Below are 15,190 nucleotides of genomic sequence, written 5' to 3'. Positions count from 1 at the left end.
GCGGCCTTTTTGCATGAGGGTTACGACCCGGGCGCCGGTGCAGGCGCCGTGGGATCTTTCACCCCGCCATCATCAAACAGGTTCAGTTTCTGCCGCAGCTCATGCGCCGGCAACGGCTCCTGCCCGGGTGGAATGGCGTTCGGATCAGCCGGCACTTCGCCTGGCGCCCCAGCACCTTGGTTCGGTGCCGATGGGGCCGCGCCTTGATCGCCTTCGATCGCACGCTGGGCTTTTTTGGTCAGCACCACGATATCGATCCGACGGTTGATCGGGTTGAACGGGTCCTTCGGATCGAACAGCTGCGAGGACGCGAAACCCACCACGCGCGCCACTTGCGGGTCCGGATAGCTGCCCGCCACCAGCGCACGCCGCGCAGCGTTGGCACGGTTGGCCGACAGTTCCCAGTTGCCGAAGTCGCCCTGCCCCGCATACGGCTTGGCGTCGGTGTGGCCACTGATGCTGATCTTGTTCGGCACCGCCTTGATCGTGTCGGCCATGGCCAGCAGGATGTCTTCAAAGTACGGCTTCAAACGCGCACTGCCAGAGTCGAACATCGGCCGGTTGGCGGCGTCGGTGATCTGGATGCGCAAACCTTCCGGGGTGATTTCGAAAGAAATCTGATCCTTGAATTTCAGCAGTTGCGGGTTTTCTTCAACCTTGGTCTGCAGTTCCTGCAGCAACAACTCGAGGCGCTCTTTCTCGACCTGCTCGGCCATGCTCTCAACAGTGTCGCGCTCGATCGGGATGTTTTCCTGCGGCGATTCGGTCTTGACCTCGGGGTTGATGGTGCGCTCGGGTGCCAGCTGCGGCGAGCCGCCCAGGTCAATCACAAAGGGTGTACCACTTTCCGAAAAGCCTATCGGGTCTTTGAAGTAACCGGCGATGGCGATTTTTTGTTCCGGCGTGGCGGTAGACATCAGCCACAGCACCAGAAAGAACGCCATCATCGCCGTCGCGAAGTCGGCGAAGGCGATTTTCCAGGCACCACCGTGGTGCCCCGCAGCGAAGCGCTTGACGCGCTTGATGATTATCGGCTGGTTGTTTTCCATGGTTTAGCGACCGCGAACCGCTTGTTCCAGCTCGGAGAAACTTGGGCGATGTTTCGGGTACAGCACCTTGCGCCCGAACTCCACTGCCAGCGATGGCGGCATACCGGACGCCGAAGCCACCAGGCACGCTTTGATCGCTTCGTAGAGGTTGACCTCTTCCTTGGCATCGTGGGCCAGGCAGGTAGCGAGCGGGCCGAAGAAACCATAGGCCGCGAGAATACCGAAGAAGGTACCGACGAGGGCTGCACCCACGTGCATGCCAATCGCCTTCTGGTCGCCTTCGCCCAGGGACGCCATGGTCACCACAATACCGAGTACCGCCGCGACGATACCAAAACCAGGCATGGCGTCGGCAACGCCGGTCACCGCGTGAGACGGGTGTTCCAGCTCTTCCTTGAGGCTGAACAGCTCCATGTCGAACAGGCCTTCCAGCTCATGGGGGGCCATGTTGCCGGAGGACATGATGCGCAGGTAATCACAGATGTAGGCGGTCATGCGCTCGTCTTTGAGCACGGCCGGGTACTTGGCGAAAATCGGGCTGGCGGCGGCGTCTTCAATGTCGCCTTCGATGGCCATCATGCCTTCACGGCGGCTCTTGTTGAGGATCTCGTAGACCAGCCCCAGCACTTCCAAATAGAAGGTGTGGGAGAAACGCGAGCTGAACATGCCCAGCGACTTCTTGATCACGTGCATGGTCATGTAGCCGGGGTTGGCCTGCAAGAATGCACCCAAGGCCGCACCGCCGATAATCATCACTTCGAAGGGCTGGATCAGCGCAGCAATTTTACCGTGGGACAGAACGTACCCACCGAGTACGCTTGCGAAGACGACGATGATGCCGATAATTTTAGCCATAGGGGATTGGTACTTGTGCCGTCGGGTTCATGGACATATTGGGTGCAGCCGAAAACTCTTGTTCTACTTATCGGCAAAACTGCGCCAGACTATAGCCCGTTAAGGCGAAAAGCCAATTCGGCCCGTTCCGGGCGTGTAGAACGCAAGTGATGATCGCGCCCCAATCATGGCTAATGAAACGACAGTCCCAAGTACAAAACCCACCACACTCGTTGCTTGGATCAAGCGCCTGGACGAGGTGCTGCTGCCCGTTCCCCAGGCCAGCCACGAGCGCGTGTGCAAAGCCATTCGCGATAGCCGCAGCTCGTTGCGAGATATTGCCGAGCTGATGCAACACAGCCCGGCGCTGGTGCTCAGCGTAATGCGCGAGGCCAATAGCCAGGCCCACGGCAGCCTGTCGGGGCCGGCGGAAAACCTTGAAGTCGCGCTTAACCGCCTGGGCCTGAAACGCGCCGAGGAACTGTTGGCGCGCCTGCCCTCTTTGCCGGAAAAAGACATCCCCGTAGCCCTTCGGCAACTGCTGCTGGTGAGCCAGCACGCTTCCCAGCAGGCCAACGGCTTGTTCGCCAGCCGCCTCGCGCGGTTGTGGCAAGACATTCACTGGGGCAGCTTGCTGTTTTTGTCGCCGCTGTGGCCGATGGCTGTCGCGTACCCCAAGCTCCTGGAAGAATGGGAACTGCGCGTTATTCATAAAGGCCAGTCGGCACGCCAGGTCGAGAAAGAACTGTTTGGTGTACGCCTGCTGGACTTGTGCCTCGGCTTGACCGAAGCCTGGCACCTGCCGATCTGGGTATCCCAGGGCTATAACCTGCTGCTGAGCGAGCAGCGCTTGCTGGTCAAGGCGCTGCACATCGCCCGTGAAGATGACGCGCTGCGCCACCAGCAATTACTGGATGCCGACCCCAATCTGCGGCGCTGGCTCAACCAGCCGGCCAACACCGTGCTACTGGCCAACGGCCTGGCGATGTCGGCCCAGGAATCGTGGACCTGCCCGCACACCGAGCGCTGGCAATACCTCACCGCGCTGTACTTGCAGGAGCCGTTGAGTGAGGTGCAGCAGCAGGTTCACCAGCAAGCGGTGACCAGCGCCCGCACCACCCTGATGCCCGATCTTTGGCACCCGGCGTTGTCACTGATCTGGCCGTGGCATGTGCAGAAAATCCATCGCGGCTTGTTGCCTGCAGCGCCTCCCACCGCTGAAGCCTTGGCCGTGTGGCGCAAGCGCTGCACCGAATTGCTGGTCGAGCCGAGCCGCTTTGCCAACGCCATGCACCTGACCACGTGCGCCAAAGAAGCCCTGGTCGCCAGCGGTATGCAACGGGTACTGCTGTTTATGGCCGACCGCGCCCTGAGCACCTTGCGCGTGCATCAAGCCGACGGTTTGCCCAGGGACGCCGCGAACCTGAGCCTGGATGTGGTCAACAGCACGCTGCTGCAGCGCCTGCTGGAAAAGTCCGCCCAGGTGCGCCTCACGCCGGACAACCACGCGCAATTTTCCGCGTTGTTACCGCCGGTCCTGCGTCGTTTGTTTACCGGCGAACACCTGCTGTTGCGCTCCCTGAGCTGTAACGGTCGCGTGGTGATGCTGATGGTCGCCGACCAGGGCGGCGGTCCCTTCTCGGAAACCACCGTGCAGGCGTTCGGCAAAACCGCTCAATGCATCGAGAAAGCGCTGCACAGCTTTACCAACCGCAGCGCCTGATGCTTGCGCTACAATCGCCGTCTTTTATCGCCAACATTTGTGCCCAGGAGACCTCACATGCCTGACTTCTCTGGCTTGCCGCTGGTGATCGAATCCAGCGACCTGCTCGCTCAACTGGATGCCGAACACCTGATTGTGGTGGACCTCACCAGTGCCGCCCGCTACGCCGAAGGGCATATCCCCGGCGCGCATTTCGTTGACCCCAAACGCACCCAACTGGGCCAACCGCCCGCGCCAGGTTTGTTGCCGAACAAGGCCGAGCTGGAAAAACTGTTCGGCGAACTGGGGCACACCCCGGATGCCACCTATGTGGTCTACGACGACGAAGGCGGCGGCTGGGCCGGGCGTTTTATCTGGCTGCTCGACGTGATCGGCCACCAGAAATACCACTACCTGGACGGCGGCCTGCTGGCGTGGCTGGAAGGCCAGCACCCACTCTCCACCGAGGTACCGGCGCCTGTCGGCGGCCCGGTCAGCCTGACCTTGCACGACGGCCCCACGGCCACCCGCGAATACCTGCAAAGCCGCCTCGGCGCGGCCGACCTGGGTATCTGGGACGCACGCGGCCCGCTGGAATATTCCGGTGAAAAGGTCCTCGCCGCCAAAGGGGGCCACATCCCCGGCGCGGTGAACTTCGAATGGACCGCCGGCATGGACAAGGCGCGCAACCTGCGCATCCGTCGCGACATGCCGCAAATCCTCGAAGACCTCGGGCTGACCAAAGACAAAGAAATCATCACCCACTGCCAGACTCACCACCGCTCTGGCTTCACCTACCTGGTGGCCAAGGCGCTCGGTTATCCGCGAGTCAAAGGTTATGCCGGTTCCTGGGGCGAATGGGGCAACCACCCCGACACCCCCGTTGAGATTTAAGGTTTAAGGACACTTAATGAAAAAGCAGTTGTTTATCCTCAGCCAATATTTGCTGCCGCACCACTTGCTGTCGCGCCTGGCCGGCTGCATTGCCGAGTGCCGCGTGCGCTGGTTCAAGAACGCCTTCACCAGCTGGTTCGCCAAGCGCTATCAAGTGGACATGTCCCAGGCGCTGGTCGAAGACCTGACCGCCTACGAGCATTTCAACGCGTTCTTCACCCGTGCATTGAAAGACGGCGCACGCCCGCTGGATCAAACCCCAGGCGCAGTACTGAGCCCGGCCGACGGCGCTGTCAGCCAGCTTGGCCCGATTGAACACGGCCGCGTATTCCAGGCCAAGGGCCACAGCTTCAGTGTGCTGGAACTGCTCGGCGGCGACGCGGCACTGGCTGCGCCCTTCATGGGCGGTGATTTCGCCACCATCTACCTGTCGCCGAAGGACTACCACCGCGTGCACATGCCGCTGGCCGGCACCCTGCGCGAGATGGTCTACGTGCCTGGGCGGATTTTCTCGGTGAACCAGACCACTGCCGAAAACGTGCCTGAGCTGTTTGCACGTAACGAGCGTGTTGTCTGCCTGTTCGACACCGAACGCGGGCCGATGGCAGTGGTGTTGGTCGGTGCAATGATCGTGGCGTCGATTGAAACCGTATGGGCCGGTTTGGTTACGCCGCCGAAGCGCGAGCTGAAAACCTTCCGCTACGACGAAGCCGCCCGCGCGCCGATCCACTTGGAAAAAGGTGCGGAACTGGGTCGCTTCAAGCTGGGTTCGACCGCGATCGTGCTGTTCGGGCCGGATCAAGTGAAATGGGCAGAAGAATTGGCAGCGGGTACGCCTGTGCAGATGGGCCAGGGCATCGCACTGCCCAAGGCCTGATTCAAAGCCAATAGAAGATCAAAATGTGGGAGCGGGCTTGCTCGCGAATGCGGTGTGACAGTCAATAGAGATACCGACTGATCTACCGCATTCGCGAGCAAGCCCGCTCCCACTTTGACCAGGGTGCTTCAGTGATGTCGGCTTACAGCTGACTGTCGCGGTCACGCAAGCCCAGCAGGTACAGCACGCCGTCCAGCCCCAAGGTCGAAATCGCCTGCTTGGCCGATTGCTTGACCAGCGGTTTGGCGCGAAACGCCACACCCAAGCCGGCAATTGCCAGCATCGGCAAGTCATTGGCGCCGTCACCGACCGCAATGGTCTGTTCCAGACGCAAACCTTCCTTGTGGGCCAGTTCCTTCAGCAGATCCGCCTTACGCTGTGCGTCGACAATCGGCTCGACGGCCACGCCGGTCACCTTGCCATCCACCACTTCCAGCTCGTTGGCGAACACATAGTCGATGCCCAGCTTGGCCTGCAGCTGCTTGGCAAAATAGGTAAACCCGCCCGACAGGATTGCGGTTTTGTAGCCCAGGCGCTTGAGTTCGGCGAACAGGGTTTCGGCGCCTTCGGTCAGGCGCAACGAAGCCCCGATAGAATCCAGCACGCTGACATCCAGGCCCTTGAGCAGTGCCAGGCGCTCCTTGAAGCTCGCGCGAAAGTCCAACTCGCCGGCCATCGCGCGCTCGGTGATGGCGGACACCTGCTCACCCACGCCAGCGGCCTTGGCCAACTCGTCGATGACTTCAGCTTCGATCAGGGTCGAGTCCATGTCGAACACCGCCAGGCGGCGGTTACGGCGGAACAGCGAATCTTCTTGGAAGGCGATATCGACATTCAGCTCCTGGGCTACGCTCAGGAACTCGGCGCGCAAGGCTTGGGGGTCAGCCGGCTCGCCGCGCACGGAGAACTCGATGCAGCCCTTGCCCTTGTCGGCGGGCGTGTCCAATGGCATGCGACCCGACAAACGGTCGATATGGTCGATATTCAGGCCGTACTGCGCGGTGATTGAGCTGACCCGCTGCAATTGCTCGGCGGTAACCTTGCGAGTCAGCAAGGTCACGATGTGGCGCTTTTTGCCCTGGCCGTCGACCCAGTGTTGGTAATCCGCCTCGGAGACCGGGGTGAAACGCACCTGTTGATCCAGCTTATACGCCGTAAACAGGATGTCTTTGAGCACAGAAGACGCCTGCTCAGTGCTCGGGATTTCCACGAGGATCCCGAACGAAAGCGTGTCGTGGATCACCGCCTGGCCGATGTCGAGAATGCTCACACCACCCTGGGCCAGGACACCGGTAATGGCTGCAGTGAGACCCGGTCGGTCAAGACCTGTGATGTTTATCAGGACAATTTCGCGCAAAGCGCACCCCCAGGCTGGAAAAAAACCGCATTCTACCCACTTTCAGTGACCATCGGGCACAGCCAGCGCTTTGCCGGTTCTAGGCCTGTCGCTATACTGCGCGTCAACTTCACGGACCAAGAGCCGAGCGCAAGTGAACCGGCCCACGCCAGTAAAAACCGATAACTTCTTCCTGCTGATCTTCCGGGCACTGCGCCACCGCCGTGTACCGATCGCATTACGCATCGCCAGCCATAACGTGATCCTGGTCGCTCTGGCCTTGGTGATCTACGCCTGCGTGATGGGTTTGCAGTTCAAGCAGGCCATGCACGAGCAAGCCGACGCCCTGGGCGAAAGCTTGACTACCCAGACCGCCACTTCGGCGACTGAGCTGTTGGTGTCCAACGACATCCTCAGCCTCAACGTGCTGCTCAATAACCTGACCAAGAACCCGCTGGTGGCCCACGCCGCCATCTATAGCGTGGACAACCGGATCATGGCCGAAGCCGGGCAGCGCCCGAAAAACGGCCTGCTAGGTGAAGCCGAAGGCCTGTACCAGAGCAATATCACGTTTCAGGACGTGAAAGCGGGCCAACTGCGTATCAGCCTCGACATGCAGCAATTCCAGCAGCCGATGACCATCAGCCTGCAAAGCATGGGCATTCTCAGCGCGATCCTGCTGGCATTGGCCCTGGCCTTGAGCTTGCGCCTGGGCCGGCACATTTCCACGCCATTGATGCAACTGCGCATTTGGCTGCGCGACATCGACGAACATACCCCGGCCACCGACCGCCAGGATGAGATCGGCGACCTCGCCCGCCAGCTGCACGCCAGCTTCGCCCCGGAACCTGTGATCGTGCCAAAGGCTGAACCCGAGCCGGAATACGACGACACCGATTACGACGACGAGCCCGAGTTTGAAGTGCGCGACCTGCGCGACCCAGGCTTTGACGAAAGTGCACCGGTGGCCGGCCTCAAGCCTGCCACACGCCAGGTGATCAAGGCCGAGGAAGATGAACTGGATGATGAAGACCCGTTCTCCGACCTGCGCGACACCTCGGCCGCCGCGCCCGTTGTCGTCCCCAAGCCTGAGCCGGTGAAAAACACTGAGCCGCAGCACAGCGCCGTATTGGCTGTGCAATTGGGCGCCCAGGACCAACTGCGCCGCCTGCCCCGCGTCCGCCTGACAGAATTGCTGGAACGCTACCGCGACTGCCTCGACCAGGCCGCCTCGCTCTATCAGAGTGAACTGCACACCCTGAACGATGGCAGCACGCTGATGCTGTTCCACAGCGAAGACAGCGGCGAAGACTACCTGACCAACGCCATCTGCTGCGGCGAACTGCTGCGCGCCCTGGGCCATGCCCTGCAGATTGAAGTGGCTGACAGTGGCATTACGTTGCAACTGCAACTGGGCCTGACGGTGGGTGACGATCTGTTCGGCATGAGCCAGATCGACCTGCTGCTGACCGAAATTGCCCAGGATGCACTGGCCTTGTCTCAACACAGCCGCAACCTGCTGCTGGTGGAGCGCAAGATCAGCGAAGATGCCCTGATCCGCCAACGCGCCCGTATCCGCCCGATTGCCAGCCCTGAAGGCGCAAGCTGCGTGGAGCGTTTGATGGAACCGTACCCGTCGATGCTTGAGCGCCAGTTGGCGCGGATGCACGAGACCCGTGCCAAGCCCTAACCAACACCGATGGATCAATGTGGGAGGGGGCTTGCTCCCGATAGCAGGGTGTCAGACAGCACATGCATTGGCTGACTCACCGCTTTCGGGAGCAAGCCCCCTCCCACATTTGGTCTGTGCCAAGCTTCGAATCGCAGACAAACAAAAAGGCCCGCTGAGTCAGCGGGCCTTTTTTGTGGGTCGGTTTCAGGTCAGAACCTGAACACTTCCATATCCGTACGAATCGGCGTTGCCATCGGCATCTTCGGCCTTTGCGGCGCTGCCGGCTTGGCCTGGGCCGGGGCCTGCTTACGCGGCGCCTCGGCAATCGGCGGCTGGTTGGCCAATGGCTTGAGCGCCACCGACAACTGCTGCGCCAAATGCTGCAACAGCACGCCCTGGGCCTGGACCTGGGACGCGGTGGTGCCGGTGTGTTCTTCCTGCAGATGCACGATGCGGTTATCGCGCACTTGCCCACGACGGTCGATCAGACGCCACTGCGCATCCAGGATCGCCGGCTGCGAAGCACCGGAGTCGAGCCGGGTAATCGTCAGCAACACCTGCACATCCGGAGTGAAGCCGGCTGGCGCAGGTGCAAGCACCACACGCTGGCTGTCCAACTGGCCTGCAACCTGGCGCAGCAACAGTTGGTTGATATCGGACGACAAACTGCCCGCCCAACGGCCATCTGTGGAACCTTGCAGGCTGCCGTCGTTCTGACGTTGCAGCAGGGTTTCACGTTGCAGGTAATCGGCAACGACTACCGGGCCAAGCAATACGGCCATACCCGCTGTTTGAGCGGGCTGAGCCGGACTTCCGCTGTCCAGCTGGTACAGCGACACAGGCTGGTGTGTGCTGCAACCCGCCAGCCCCAAAAGGCCAGCGAGCATCAAAATTAAAGGAAGGCGTGGAGCAGTCATCATCCCATCCAGGTGGCTGCCACAAGGCGAACCACAATGTAATACTAAAAATAACCTAAACACGCTCGGCCACGCCGGCGCTGGAAAGGCCATATCATCCGTGAATATGCGCCCTGACTCCAGCGCCAAAGCGTCGATCTACGCGTTAAATCGTAGATCGAGGGCTCTAATCGGCGTTAAACAGGCGTTTCCACGAGCAAAGCATCCACTCGCTGGAAACCCCGCGGCAGTTTGTTGCCGCGTCGGCCACGCTCTCCCTTGTAGTGTTCAAGGTCGTCAGGGCGCAACGACAGCGTGCGCTTGCCGGCCTGGAGCACCAGGGTTGAACCTTCCGGGATCACGGCGATGTCGGTCACGTACTCTTCGCGACTGGCCACACGCTCCCCAGGAATCCCGATAATCTTGTTGCCCTTGCCTTTGCCCAACTGCGGCAAGTCGCTGATCTTGAACACCAGCAAACGCCCTTCAGTGGTCACCGACGCCAGCCAGTTACTCTCGCGGTCGTCCACGGTGCGCGGCAGGATCACCTTGGCGTTGTTGGGCAAGCTCAACAATGCCTTGCCTGCCTTGTTCTTGGCCTGCAGGTCTTCGCCCTTGACCACAAACCCGTAACCCGCGTCGGAAGCGATCACATACAGCGAATCATCGTCCGGCAGCAGCACGCACTCGAAATTCGCCCCCGGCGGCGGTGTGAGGCGCCCGGTCAATGGCTCGCCCTGCCCGCGTGCCGAGGGCAAGGTGTGCGCCGGCACCGAATAACTGCGCCCGGTAGAGTCGATAAACACCGCAAACTGGTTGGAGCGCCCGGCCGCAGCGGTCTTGAAACCATCACCCGCCTTGTAGGAAAGGCCGGTGGCGTCAATATCATGCCCCTTGGCGGAACGGACCCAGCCCTTTTCCGACAGAACGACGGTAATTTTCTCGTTAGGTAGCAGCTCGGTTTCTGTCAGCGCTTTGGCTTCAGCACGTTCGACAATGGGCGAGCGGCGATCATCGCCATAAGTTTCGGCGTCTTTGATCAGCTCGCTGCGCACCAGCTTCTTGAGCTTGGCTTCGCTGCCCAACAGGGCTTGCAGCTTGGCTTGCTCTTTGAGCAGCGCATCTTGCTCATCACGCAGCTTCATTTCTTCCAGTCGCGCCAACTGACGCAAGCGGGTGTCGAGGATGTAGTCAGCCTGGATCTCGCTCAGCTCGAAACGCGCGATCAGCTCGGCTTTCGGGTGCTCGGCGGTACGGATGATGTGGATCACTTCGTCCAGGTTGAGGTATGCAATCAGCAAACCGTCCAACAGGTGCAGGCGACGCTCAACCTTGTCGAGACGGAATTGCAGGCGCCGACGCACGGTCTGCACGCGGAACTCCAGCCACTCCACCAGCAGGTTGCGCAGGTTTTTCAGCTGCGGCTTGCCGTCCAGGCCGATGATGTTGACGTTGACCCGGTAGCTGGACTCCAGGTCAGTGCTGGCAAACAGATGCTGCATCAGCACTTCGTGGTCGACGCGACTATTGGTCGGGATGATCACGATGCGGCATGGGTTTTCGTGGTCAGACTCGTCACGCAGGTCCGCAACCTGTGGCAATTTCGACGGTTTGGCCTGCATCAGCGCAGCGATCTGCTCCAGCACCTTGGCACCGGACACCTGATGCGGCAGCGCGGTGACGATAATGTCGCCATCTTCGATGTGATAAACCGCGCGCATGCGCACCGAGCCCTTGCCGGTCTCGTACATCTTCAGCAGGTCGGCGCGCGGCGTGATGATTTCCGCTTCGGTCGGGTAATCCGGGCCCTGGATATGCTCGCAGAGCTGCTCGACCGTGGCTTTTGGCTCGTCAAGCAGGCGCACGCAGGCGGTGGCCACTTCACGCAGGTTGTGCGGCGGCACGTCAGTGGCCATGCCGACCGCGATGCCGGTGGTGCCATTGAGCAGGATATTCGGCAAACGTGCCGGCAACACCAGGGGTTCGTCGAGGGTGCCGTCAAAGTTCGGCCCCCAATTCGCAGTGCCCTGCCCCAACTCGCTGAGCAACACTTCCGAATAACGCGACAGGCGCGCCTCGGTATAACGCATGGCCGCGAAGGACTTGGGATCATCCGGCGCACCCCAGTTACCCTGCCCGTCCACCAAGGTGTAGCGGTAGCTGAACGGCTGGGCCATCAGCACCATGGCTTCATAGCACGCGGAGTCGCCGTGGGGGTGGAACTTACCGAGCACGTCACCGACGGTACGCGCCGACTTCTTGTGCTTGGAATCAGCGTCCAGGCCCAACTCACTCATGGCGTAGATGATGCGCCGTTGTACCGGCTTCAGGCCGTCGCCGATATGCGGCAAGGCACGGTCCATGATCACGTACATGGAGTAGTTGAGGTAGGCATTTTCGGTGAAGTCAGCCAGCGATCGGCGTTCTACGCCATCTAAGCTGTCTGCGAGGATGTCACTCATGCGGGCCTCATCATTGTTTGGTCTGGCGCAGCAGCAATGTGCCGCTGCGCTGGGTAAATTCAAGTTGTTTCAATGCACTCATGCCTAACAGCACCTGTTCCCCGCCCAAGCCCGGCGCAACCAGCGCACGCACGTCCTGAAGGACGATATCGCCCAGTTTCAGGCGGTCGAGGTGGGTGCGGTAGCCCTGACTCCGCCCATTGGCGGTGCTCAAGGTCACCGGCATGCCACGTTTGAGCCCGAGACGGTCGGCCAATTCGGCTGGAACCGCCACGTCGGTCGCCCCGGTGTCGAGCATAAACTCCACCGGTTGACCGTTGATCTGGCCGCTGGCAACAAAATGGCCTTGGCCGTTGCCCAGCAATTTCACTTCGATGTAACCCTCGTGCTGCTCCGAGGTCACTACGGCATTGGGGTTTTCCTGACGCGCTTCCCATTGCCCAAAAAACCGTGTGGCCAAAAACAGCCCCGCGCCCCACGCCACGAACATCAACACACGTCCGGCGCGCTTGCCGGGCGGTTGTGCACTCATGGCTGAGCGCCCCAGCCACCGGCCGGCGCGGCAAAACGGTAGACGATCGGGCGTTTTTCACCATCGGCGCGAGGGCCGAAATTGTTGTCGATCCCCAGCCAGGCTCCGTCGGCATCCATCACCAGCGCTTCGGCCAGACCATAAGGCTGGGCATAACGCCGCTCCGGCGTCAGGGTCTCGTCGGCAAACGACCAGCACAACTCAACTTTTGCAGTGACCGCATCGCGCCGGCAAATCTGGAACGCATTGCGCTCCAGGGTAAACAGCTTGCCGTTGAACAGCGCGAGGTCGGCAAAATCCTTGGACACGGCCTTGGCGTGGACGAACTGCGCCGGCTGCACTTCCTGCCCGGCCTCACTCAGCAACACACAAGGCCCCTCACAATCCCACACGCTTTGCCCACGCTTGATCGAGATCAAGCCACGTCGCTCACGCTCGGCGGCCAGCCAGATCTGATTGCCTTGCGGGTTGATCGCCAGGCCTTCGAACAAGGCATTGAAATGCAGCAGCATGCCGCTGGCCCGCGCTTCGCGCACCATGCCCGGGGCGATTTTCAACCACTGCGGCGCACCACTCACCGGCACGTGCAGCACCGCCGCATGGGCTTCGCTGACAATGTAGCGGTCACCGGCGGCATCGCAGGTGATGCCTTCAAAGTCCAGGTCACCACCGCGAATGAACGAAGCAGCCTTGGTGCGCGAGCGCAGCCCCCACGGTAAACCGGACTCCGGCACAGGCGGCACGTCGATTTTCAGCGCTTCGGCCTTCCAGGTCGGCGCGCTGATATCGAGGCGGTAGATCTGGTCGTCATCACGGTCAGAAACGGTCCACAGCGCTTTGCCACACAGGGCCAGGCCCGACAGGTTACCGCCGCGCATGCCGTCCACCGGGTGTTCGGACACGAGTTTAAGCTCAACGGCGGGCGCGGCGACCACCTCGGTGGCCGCCAACCCGCTCAACATCAGGATCGCCAGGGCGAAACCTGTGCGCATCAGCCCAGAACCTCGGCCAGGTTGCCTTTGGACTCCAGCCAGGCTTTGCGATCCGGTGCACGCTTCTTGGCCAGCAACATGTCCATCATTTCCGATGTGCCGGCGAAGTCTTCCAGGGTCAATTGCACAAGGCGCCGAGTGTTCGGGTCCATGGTGGTTTCGCGCAGCTGCGGCGGGTTCATCTCACCCAGGCCTTTGAATCGTGTGACCTGTGGTTTGCCGCGCTTTTTCTCGGCGACCAGACGGTCGAGGATGCCATCGCGCTCGGCTTCGTCCAGGGCGTAGAAAATCTCTTTACCCATGTCGATACGGTACAGCGGTGGCATCGCGACGTAGACGTGACCGGCATCCACCAGTGGGCGGAAGTGCTGGACGAACAGCGCGCACAGCAATGTGGCAATGTGCAGGCCGTCGGAGTCGGCGTCGGCGAGGATGCAGATCTTGCCGTAGCGCAGTTGGCTGATGTCTGCCGCACCCGGATCGACACCGATGGCCACGGCAATGTTGTGCACTTCCTGGCTGGCCAGGACTTCGCTGCCGTCGACTTCCCAGGTGTTGAGGATCTTGCCGCGCAACGGCAGGATCGCCTGAAACTCTTTGTCCCGTGCTTGCTTGGCGGAACCGCCGGCGGAGTCGCCTTCCACCAGGAACAGCTCGGAACGCATCGGGTCTTGCCCGGCGCAATCGGCCAGTTTGCCCGGCAGTGCCGGGCCCGCCGTAATGCGCTTGCGCTCGACCTTTTTGCTGGCTTTGAGGCGACGGCCGGCGTTGTTGATCGCCAGTTCCGCCAGGGCCAGACCCAGTTCCGGGTGTTCGTTGAGCCACAGGCTGAAGGCGTCCTTGACCACACCGGACACAAACGCCGCCGCCTCACGGGACGACAGTCGCTCCTTGGTCTGGCCAGAGAATTGCGGCTCCTGCATCTTCATCGACAGCACGAACGCGATGCGCTCCCACACGTCTTCCGGCGCCAGCTTCACGCCACGCGGCAACAGGCTGCGGTACTCACAGAATTCGCGCATGGCATCCAGCAAGCCCTGGCGCAAACCATTGACGTGGGTGCCGCCCTGAGCGGTGGGGATCAGGTTGACGTAACTTTCCTGCACGCTGTCGCCACCTTCGGGCAACCACAGCAGCGCCCAGTCGACCGCTTCTTTATTACCGGCCAGGCTGCCGCAGAACGGCTCGTTGGGCAGGCGTTCGAAGTCGCTGACGGAGTCTTCCAGGTAGGAGCGCAGGCCGTCTTCATAGTGCCACTCGACCTTCTCGCCGGTGCCTTTGTCTTCAAAGCTGACCAGCAGGCCCGGGCACAGAACCGCCTTGGCCTTGAGCACGTGCTTGAGGCGGCTGATCGAGAATTTTGGCGAATCGAAGTATTTAGGGTCCGGCGCGAAGTACACGCTGGTGCCGGTGTTGCGCTTGCCGACGGTGCCGATCACTTCCAGGTCGGTGGCTTTGTAGCCATCGGCGAAGGTCATCTGGTACTCGTTGCCGTCGCGCTTGACCTTGACCCGCACCAGCGTGGACAGGGCGTTGACCACCGAAATACCCACACCGTGCAAGCCACCGGAGAACTGGTAGTTCTTGTTGGAGAACTTGCCGCCGGCGTGCAGCTTGGTGAGGATCAGCTCGACGCCCGACACACCCTCTTCCGGGTGAATGTCCACCGGCATGCCGCGACCATCGTCAGACACTTCCAGGGAATGGTCGGCATGGAGGATGACTTGTACCGACTTGGCGTGCCCGGCCAAGGCTTCGTCGACGCTGTTGTCGATGACTTCCTGGGCAAGGTGGTTCGGCCGACTGGTGTCGGTGTACATGCCGGGGCGTTTGCGCACCGGGTCGAGGCCCGAGAGGACTTCGATGGCGTCGGCGTTATAAGAGCTAGCGCTGGGAGTGGCCATGGGGTCTCGTCGTGAGTCGTTCGATTAAAAAGTAACCTGC

The 15,190-nt window shown here is 61.3% G+C and carries 12 protein-coding genes; 4 read left to right on the top strand and 8 right to left on the bottom strand.

Annotation, left to right across the window (positions count from 1 at the left end; genetic code table 11):
- Positions 1–20: 20 nt before the first annotated feature.
- Both motB and motA read right to left on the bottom strand, forming a co-directional pair.
- Complete coding sequence (gene motB / locus CPH89_RS12925; protein WP_053254042.1) at positions 21–1,049, bottom strand: flagellar motor protein MotB; 1,029 nt, start codon at positions 1,047–1,049, stop codon at positions 21–23.
- A 3-nt stretch (positions 1,050–1,052) separates the two neighbouring features.
- The gene (motA, locus tag CPH89_RS12920) at positions 1,053–1,904 is read right to left on the bottom strand and encodes a flagellar motor stator protein MotA (protein ID WP_053254041.1); all 852 of its coding nucleotides are present in this window, start codon (positions 1,902–1,904) and stop codon (positions 1,053–1,055) included.
- A gap of 166 nt (positions 1,905–2,070) precedes the next feature.
- Here motA and CPH89_RS12915 point away from each other — a divergent pair, with 166 nt between their 5' ends.
- From CPH89_RS12915 to asd, 3 genes are read left to right on the top strand one after another with little or no spacing between them, the layout of a single operon-like run.
- The gene (locus CPH89_RS12915) at positions 2,071–3,606 is read left to right on the top strand and encodes an HDOD domain-containing protein (RefSeq protein WP_053254040.1); all 1,536 of its coding nucleotides are present in this window, start codon (positions 2,071–2,073) and stop codon (positions 3,604–3,606) included.
- A gap of 57 nt (positions 3,607–3,663) precedes the next feature.
- Positions 3,664–4,479 carry a rhodanese-like domain-containing protein gene (locus CPH89_RS12910; protein ID WP_053254039.1) on the top strand — a complete coding sequence of 272 codons (816 nt, stop codon included), beginning with the start codon at positions 3,664–3,666 and terminating at the stop codon, positions 4,477–4,479.
- A 16-nt stretch (positions 4,480–4,495) separates the two neighbouring features.
- Complete coding sequence (gene asd, locus CPH89_RS12905; protein ID WP_053254038.1) at positions 4,496–5,356, top strand: archaetidylserine decarboxylase; 861 nt, start codon at positions 4,496–4,498, stop codon at positions 5,354–5,356.
- A gap of 142 nt (positions 5,357–5,498) precedes the next feature.
- Here the strand turns inward: asd and serB are convergent, their stop codons facing one another.
- Positions 5,499–6,713 carry a phosphoserine phosphatase SerB gene (gene serB, locus CPH89_RS12900; protein WP_053254037.1) on the bottom strand — a complete coding sequence of 405 codons (1,215 nt, stop codon included), beginning with the start codon at positions 6,711–6,713 and terminating at the stop codon, positions 5,499–5,501.
- Between the two features lie 133 nt (positions 6,714–6,846).
- Here serB and CPH89_RS12895 point away from each other — a divergent pair, with 133 nt between their 5' ends.
- Positions 6,847–8,382: an AhpA/YtjB family protein gene (locus CPH89_RS12895; RefSeq protein ID WP_053254036.1), complete on the top strand. Its 1,536-nt coding sequence runs from the start codon at positions 6,847–6,849 to the stop codon at positions 8,380–8,382.
- Positions 8,383–8,573: 191 nt separating this feature from the next.
- Here CPH89_RS12895 and CPH89_RS12890 read toward each other — a convergent pair whose 3' ends face one another.
- The 5 genes from CPH89_RS12890 to parE form a co-directional block, all read right to left on the bottom strand.
- Positions 8,574–9,281: a PqiC family protein gene (locus tag CPH89_RS12890; RefSeq protein WP_078827666.1), complete on the bottom strand. Its 708-nt coding sequence runs from the start codon at positions 9,279–9,281 to the stop codon at positions 8,574–8,576.
- Between the two features lie 176 nt (positions 9,282–9,457).
- Entirely contained in the window at positions 9,458–11,722 is a 2,265-nt protein-coding gene (gene parC / locus CPH89_RS12885) for a DNA topoisomerase IV subunit A (RefSeq protein WP_053254034.1), read from the bottom strand.
- Positions 11,723–11,732: 10 nt separating this feature from the next.
- On the bottom strand, positions 11,733–12,254 hold the full coding sequence (locus CPH89_RS12880; protein ID WP_053254033.1) for a retropepsin-like aspartic protease family protein: 522 nt from the start codon (positions 12,252–12,254) through the stop codon (positions 11,733–11,735).
- Complete coding sequence (locus tag CPH89_RS12875; protein ID WP_053254032.1) at positions 12,251–13,246, bottom strand: esterase-like activity of phytase family protein; 996 nt, start codon at positions 13,244–13,246, stop codon at positions 12,251–12,253. The genes CPH89_RS12880 and CPH89_RS12875 overlap by 4 nt, the downstream gene beginning before the upstream one ends.
- Positions 13,246–15,150: a DNA topoisomerase IV subunit B gene (gene parE / locus CPH89_RS12870; protein ID WP_053254031.1), complete on the bottom strand. Its 1,905-nt coding sequence runs from the start codon at positions 15,148–15,150 to the stop codon at positions 13,246–13,248. Before parE ends, CPH89_RS12875 begins: the two co-directional genes overlap by 1 nt.
- Positions 15,151–15,190 lie beyond the last annotated feature (40 nt).

Origin of the sequence: Pseudomonas fluorescens, assembly GCF_900215245.1 — a bacterium.
Taxonomy (GTDB): domain Bacteria; phylum Pseudomonadota; class Gammaproteobacteria; order Pseudomonadales; family Pseudomonadaceae; genus Aquipseudomonas; species Aquipseudomonas fluorescens.
This window is presented reverse-complemented; position numbering and strand designations above follow the sequence as displayed.

Bases quoted from the DNA above. Each gene is read 5' to 3' on its own strand.
- motB (WP_053254042.1), bottom strand. From the start codon at position 1,049: ATGGAAAACAACCAGCCGATAATCATCAAGCGCGTCAAGCGCTTCGCT.
- motA (WP_053254041.1), bottom strand. From the start codon at position 1,904: ATGGCTAAAATTATCGGCATCATCGTCGTCTTCGCAAGCGTACTCGGT.
- CPH89_RS12915 (WP_053254040.1), top strand. From the start codon at position 2,071: ATGGCTAATGAAACGACAGTCCCAAGTACAAAACCCACCACACTCGTT.
- CPH89_RS12910 (WP_053254039.1), top strand. From the start codon at position 3,664: ATGCCTGACTTCTCTGGCTTGCCGCTGGTGATCGAATCCAGCGACCTG.
- asd (WP_053254038.1), top strand. From the start codon at position 4,496: ATGAAAAAGCAGTTGTTTATCCTCAGCCAATATTTGCTGCCGCACCAC.
- CPH89_RS12890 (WP_078827666.1), bottom strand. From the start codon at position 9,281: ATGACTGCTCCACGCCTTCCTTTAATTTTGATGCTCGCTGGCCTTTTG.
- parC (WP_053254034.1), bottom strand. From the start codon at position 11,722: ATGAGTGACATCCTCGCAGACAGCTTAGATGGCGTAGAACGCCGATCG.
- CPH89_RS12880 (WP_053254033.1), bottom strand. From the start codon at position 12,254: ATGAGTGCACAACCGCCCGGCAAGCGCGCCGGACGTGTGTTGATGTTC.
- CPH89_RS12875 (WP_053254032.1), bottom strand. From the start codon at position 13,246: ATGCGCACAGGTTTCGCCCTGGCGATCCTGATGTTGAGCGGGTTGGCG.
- parE (WP_053254031.1), bottom strand. From the start codon at position 15,150: ATGGCCACTCCCAGCGCTAGCTCTTATAACGCCGACGCCATCGAAGTC.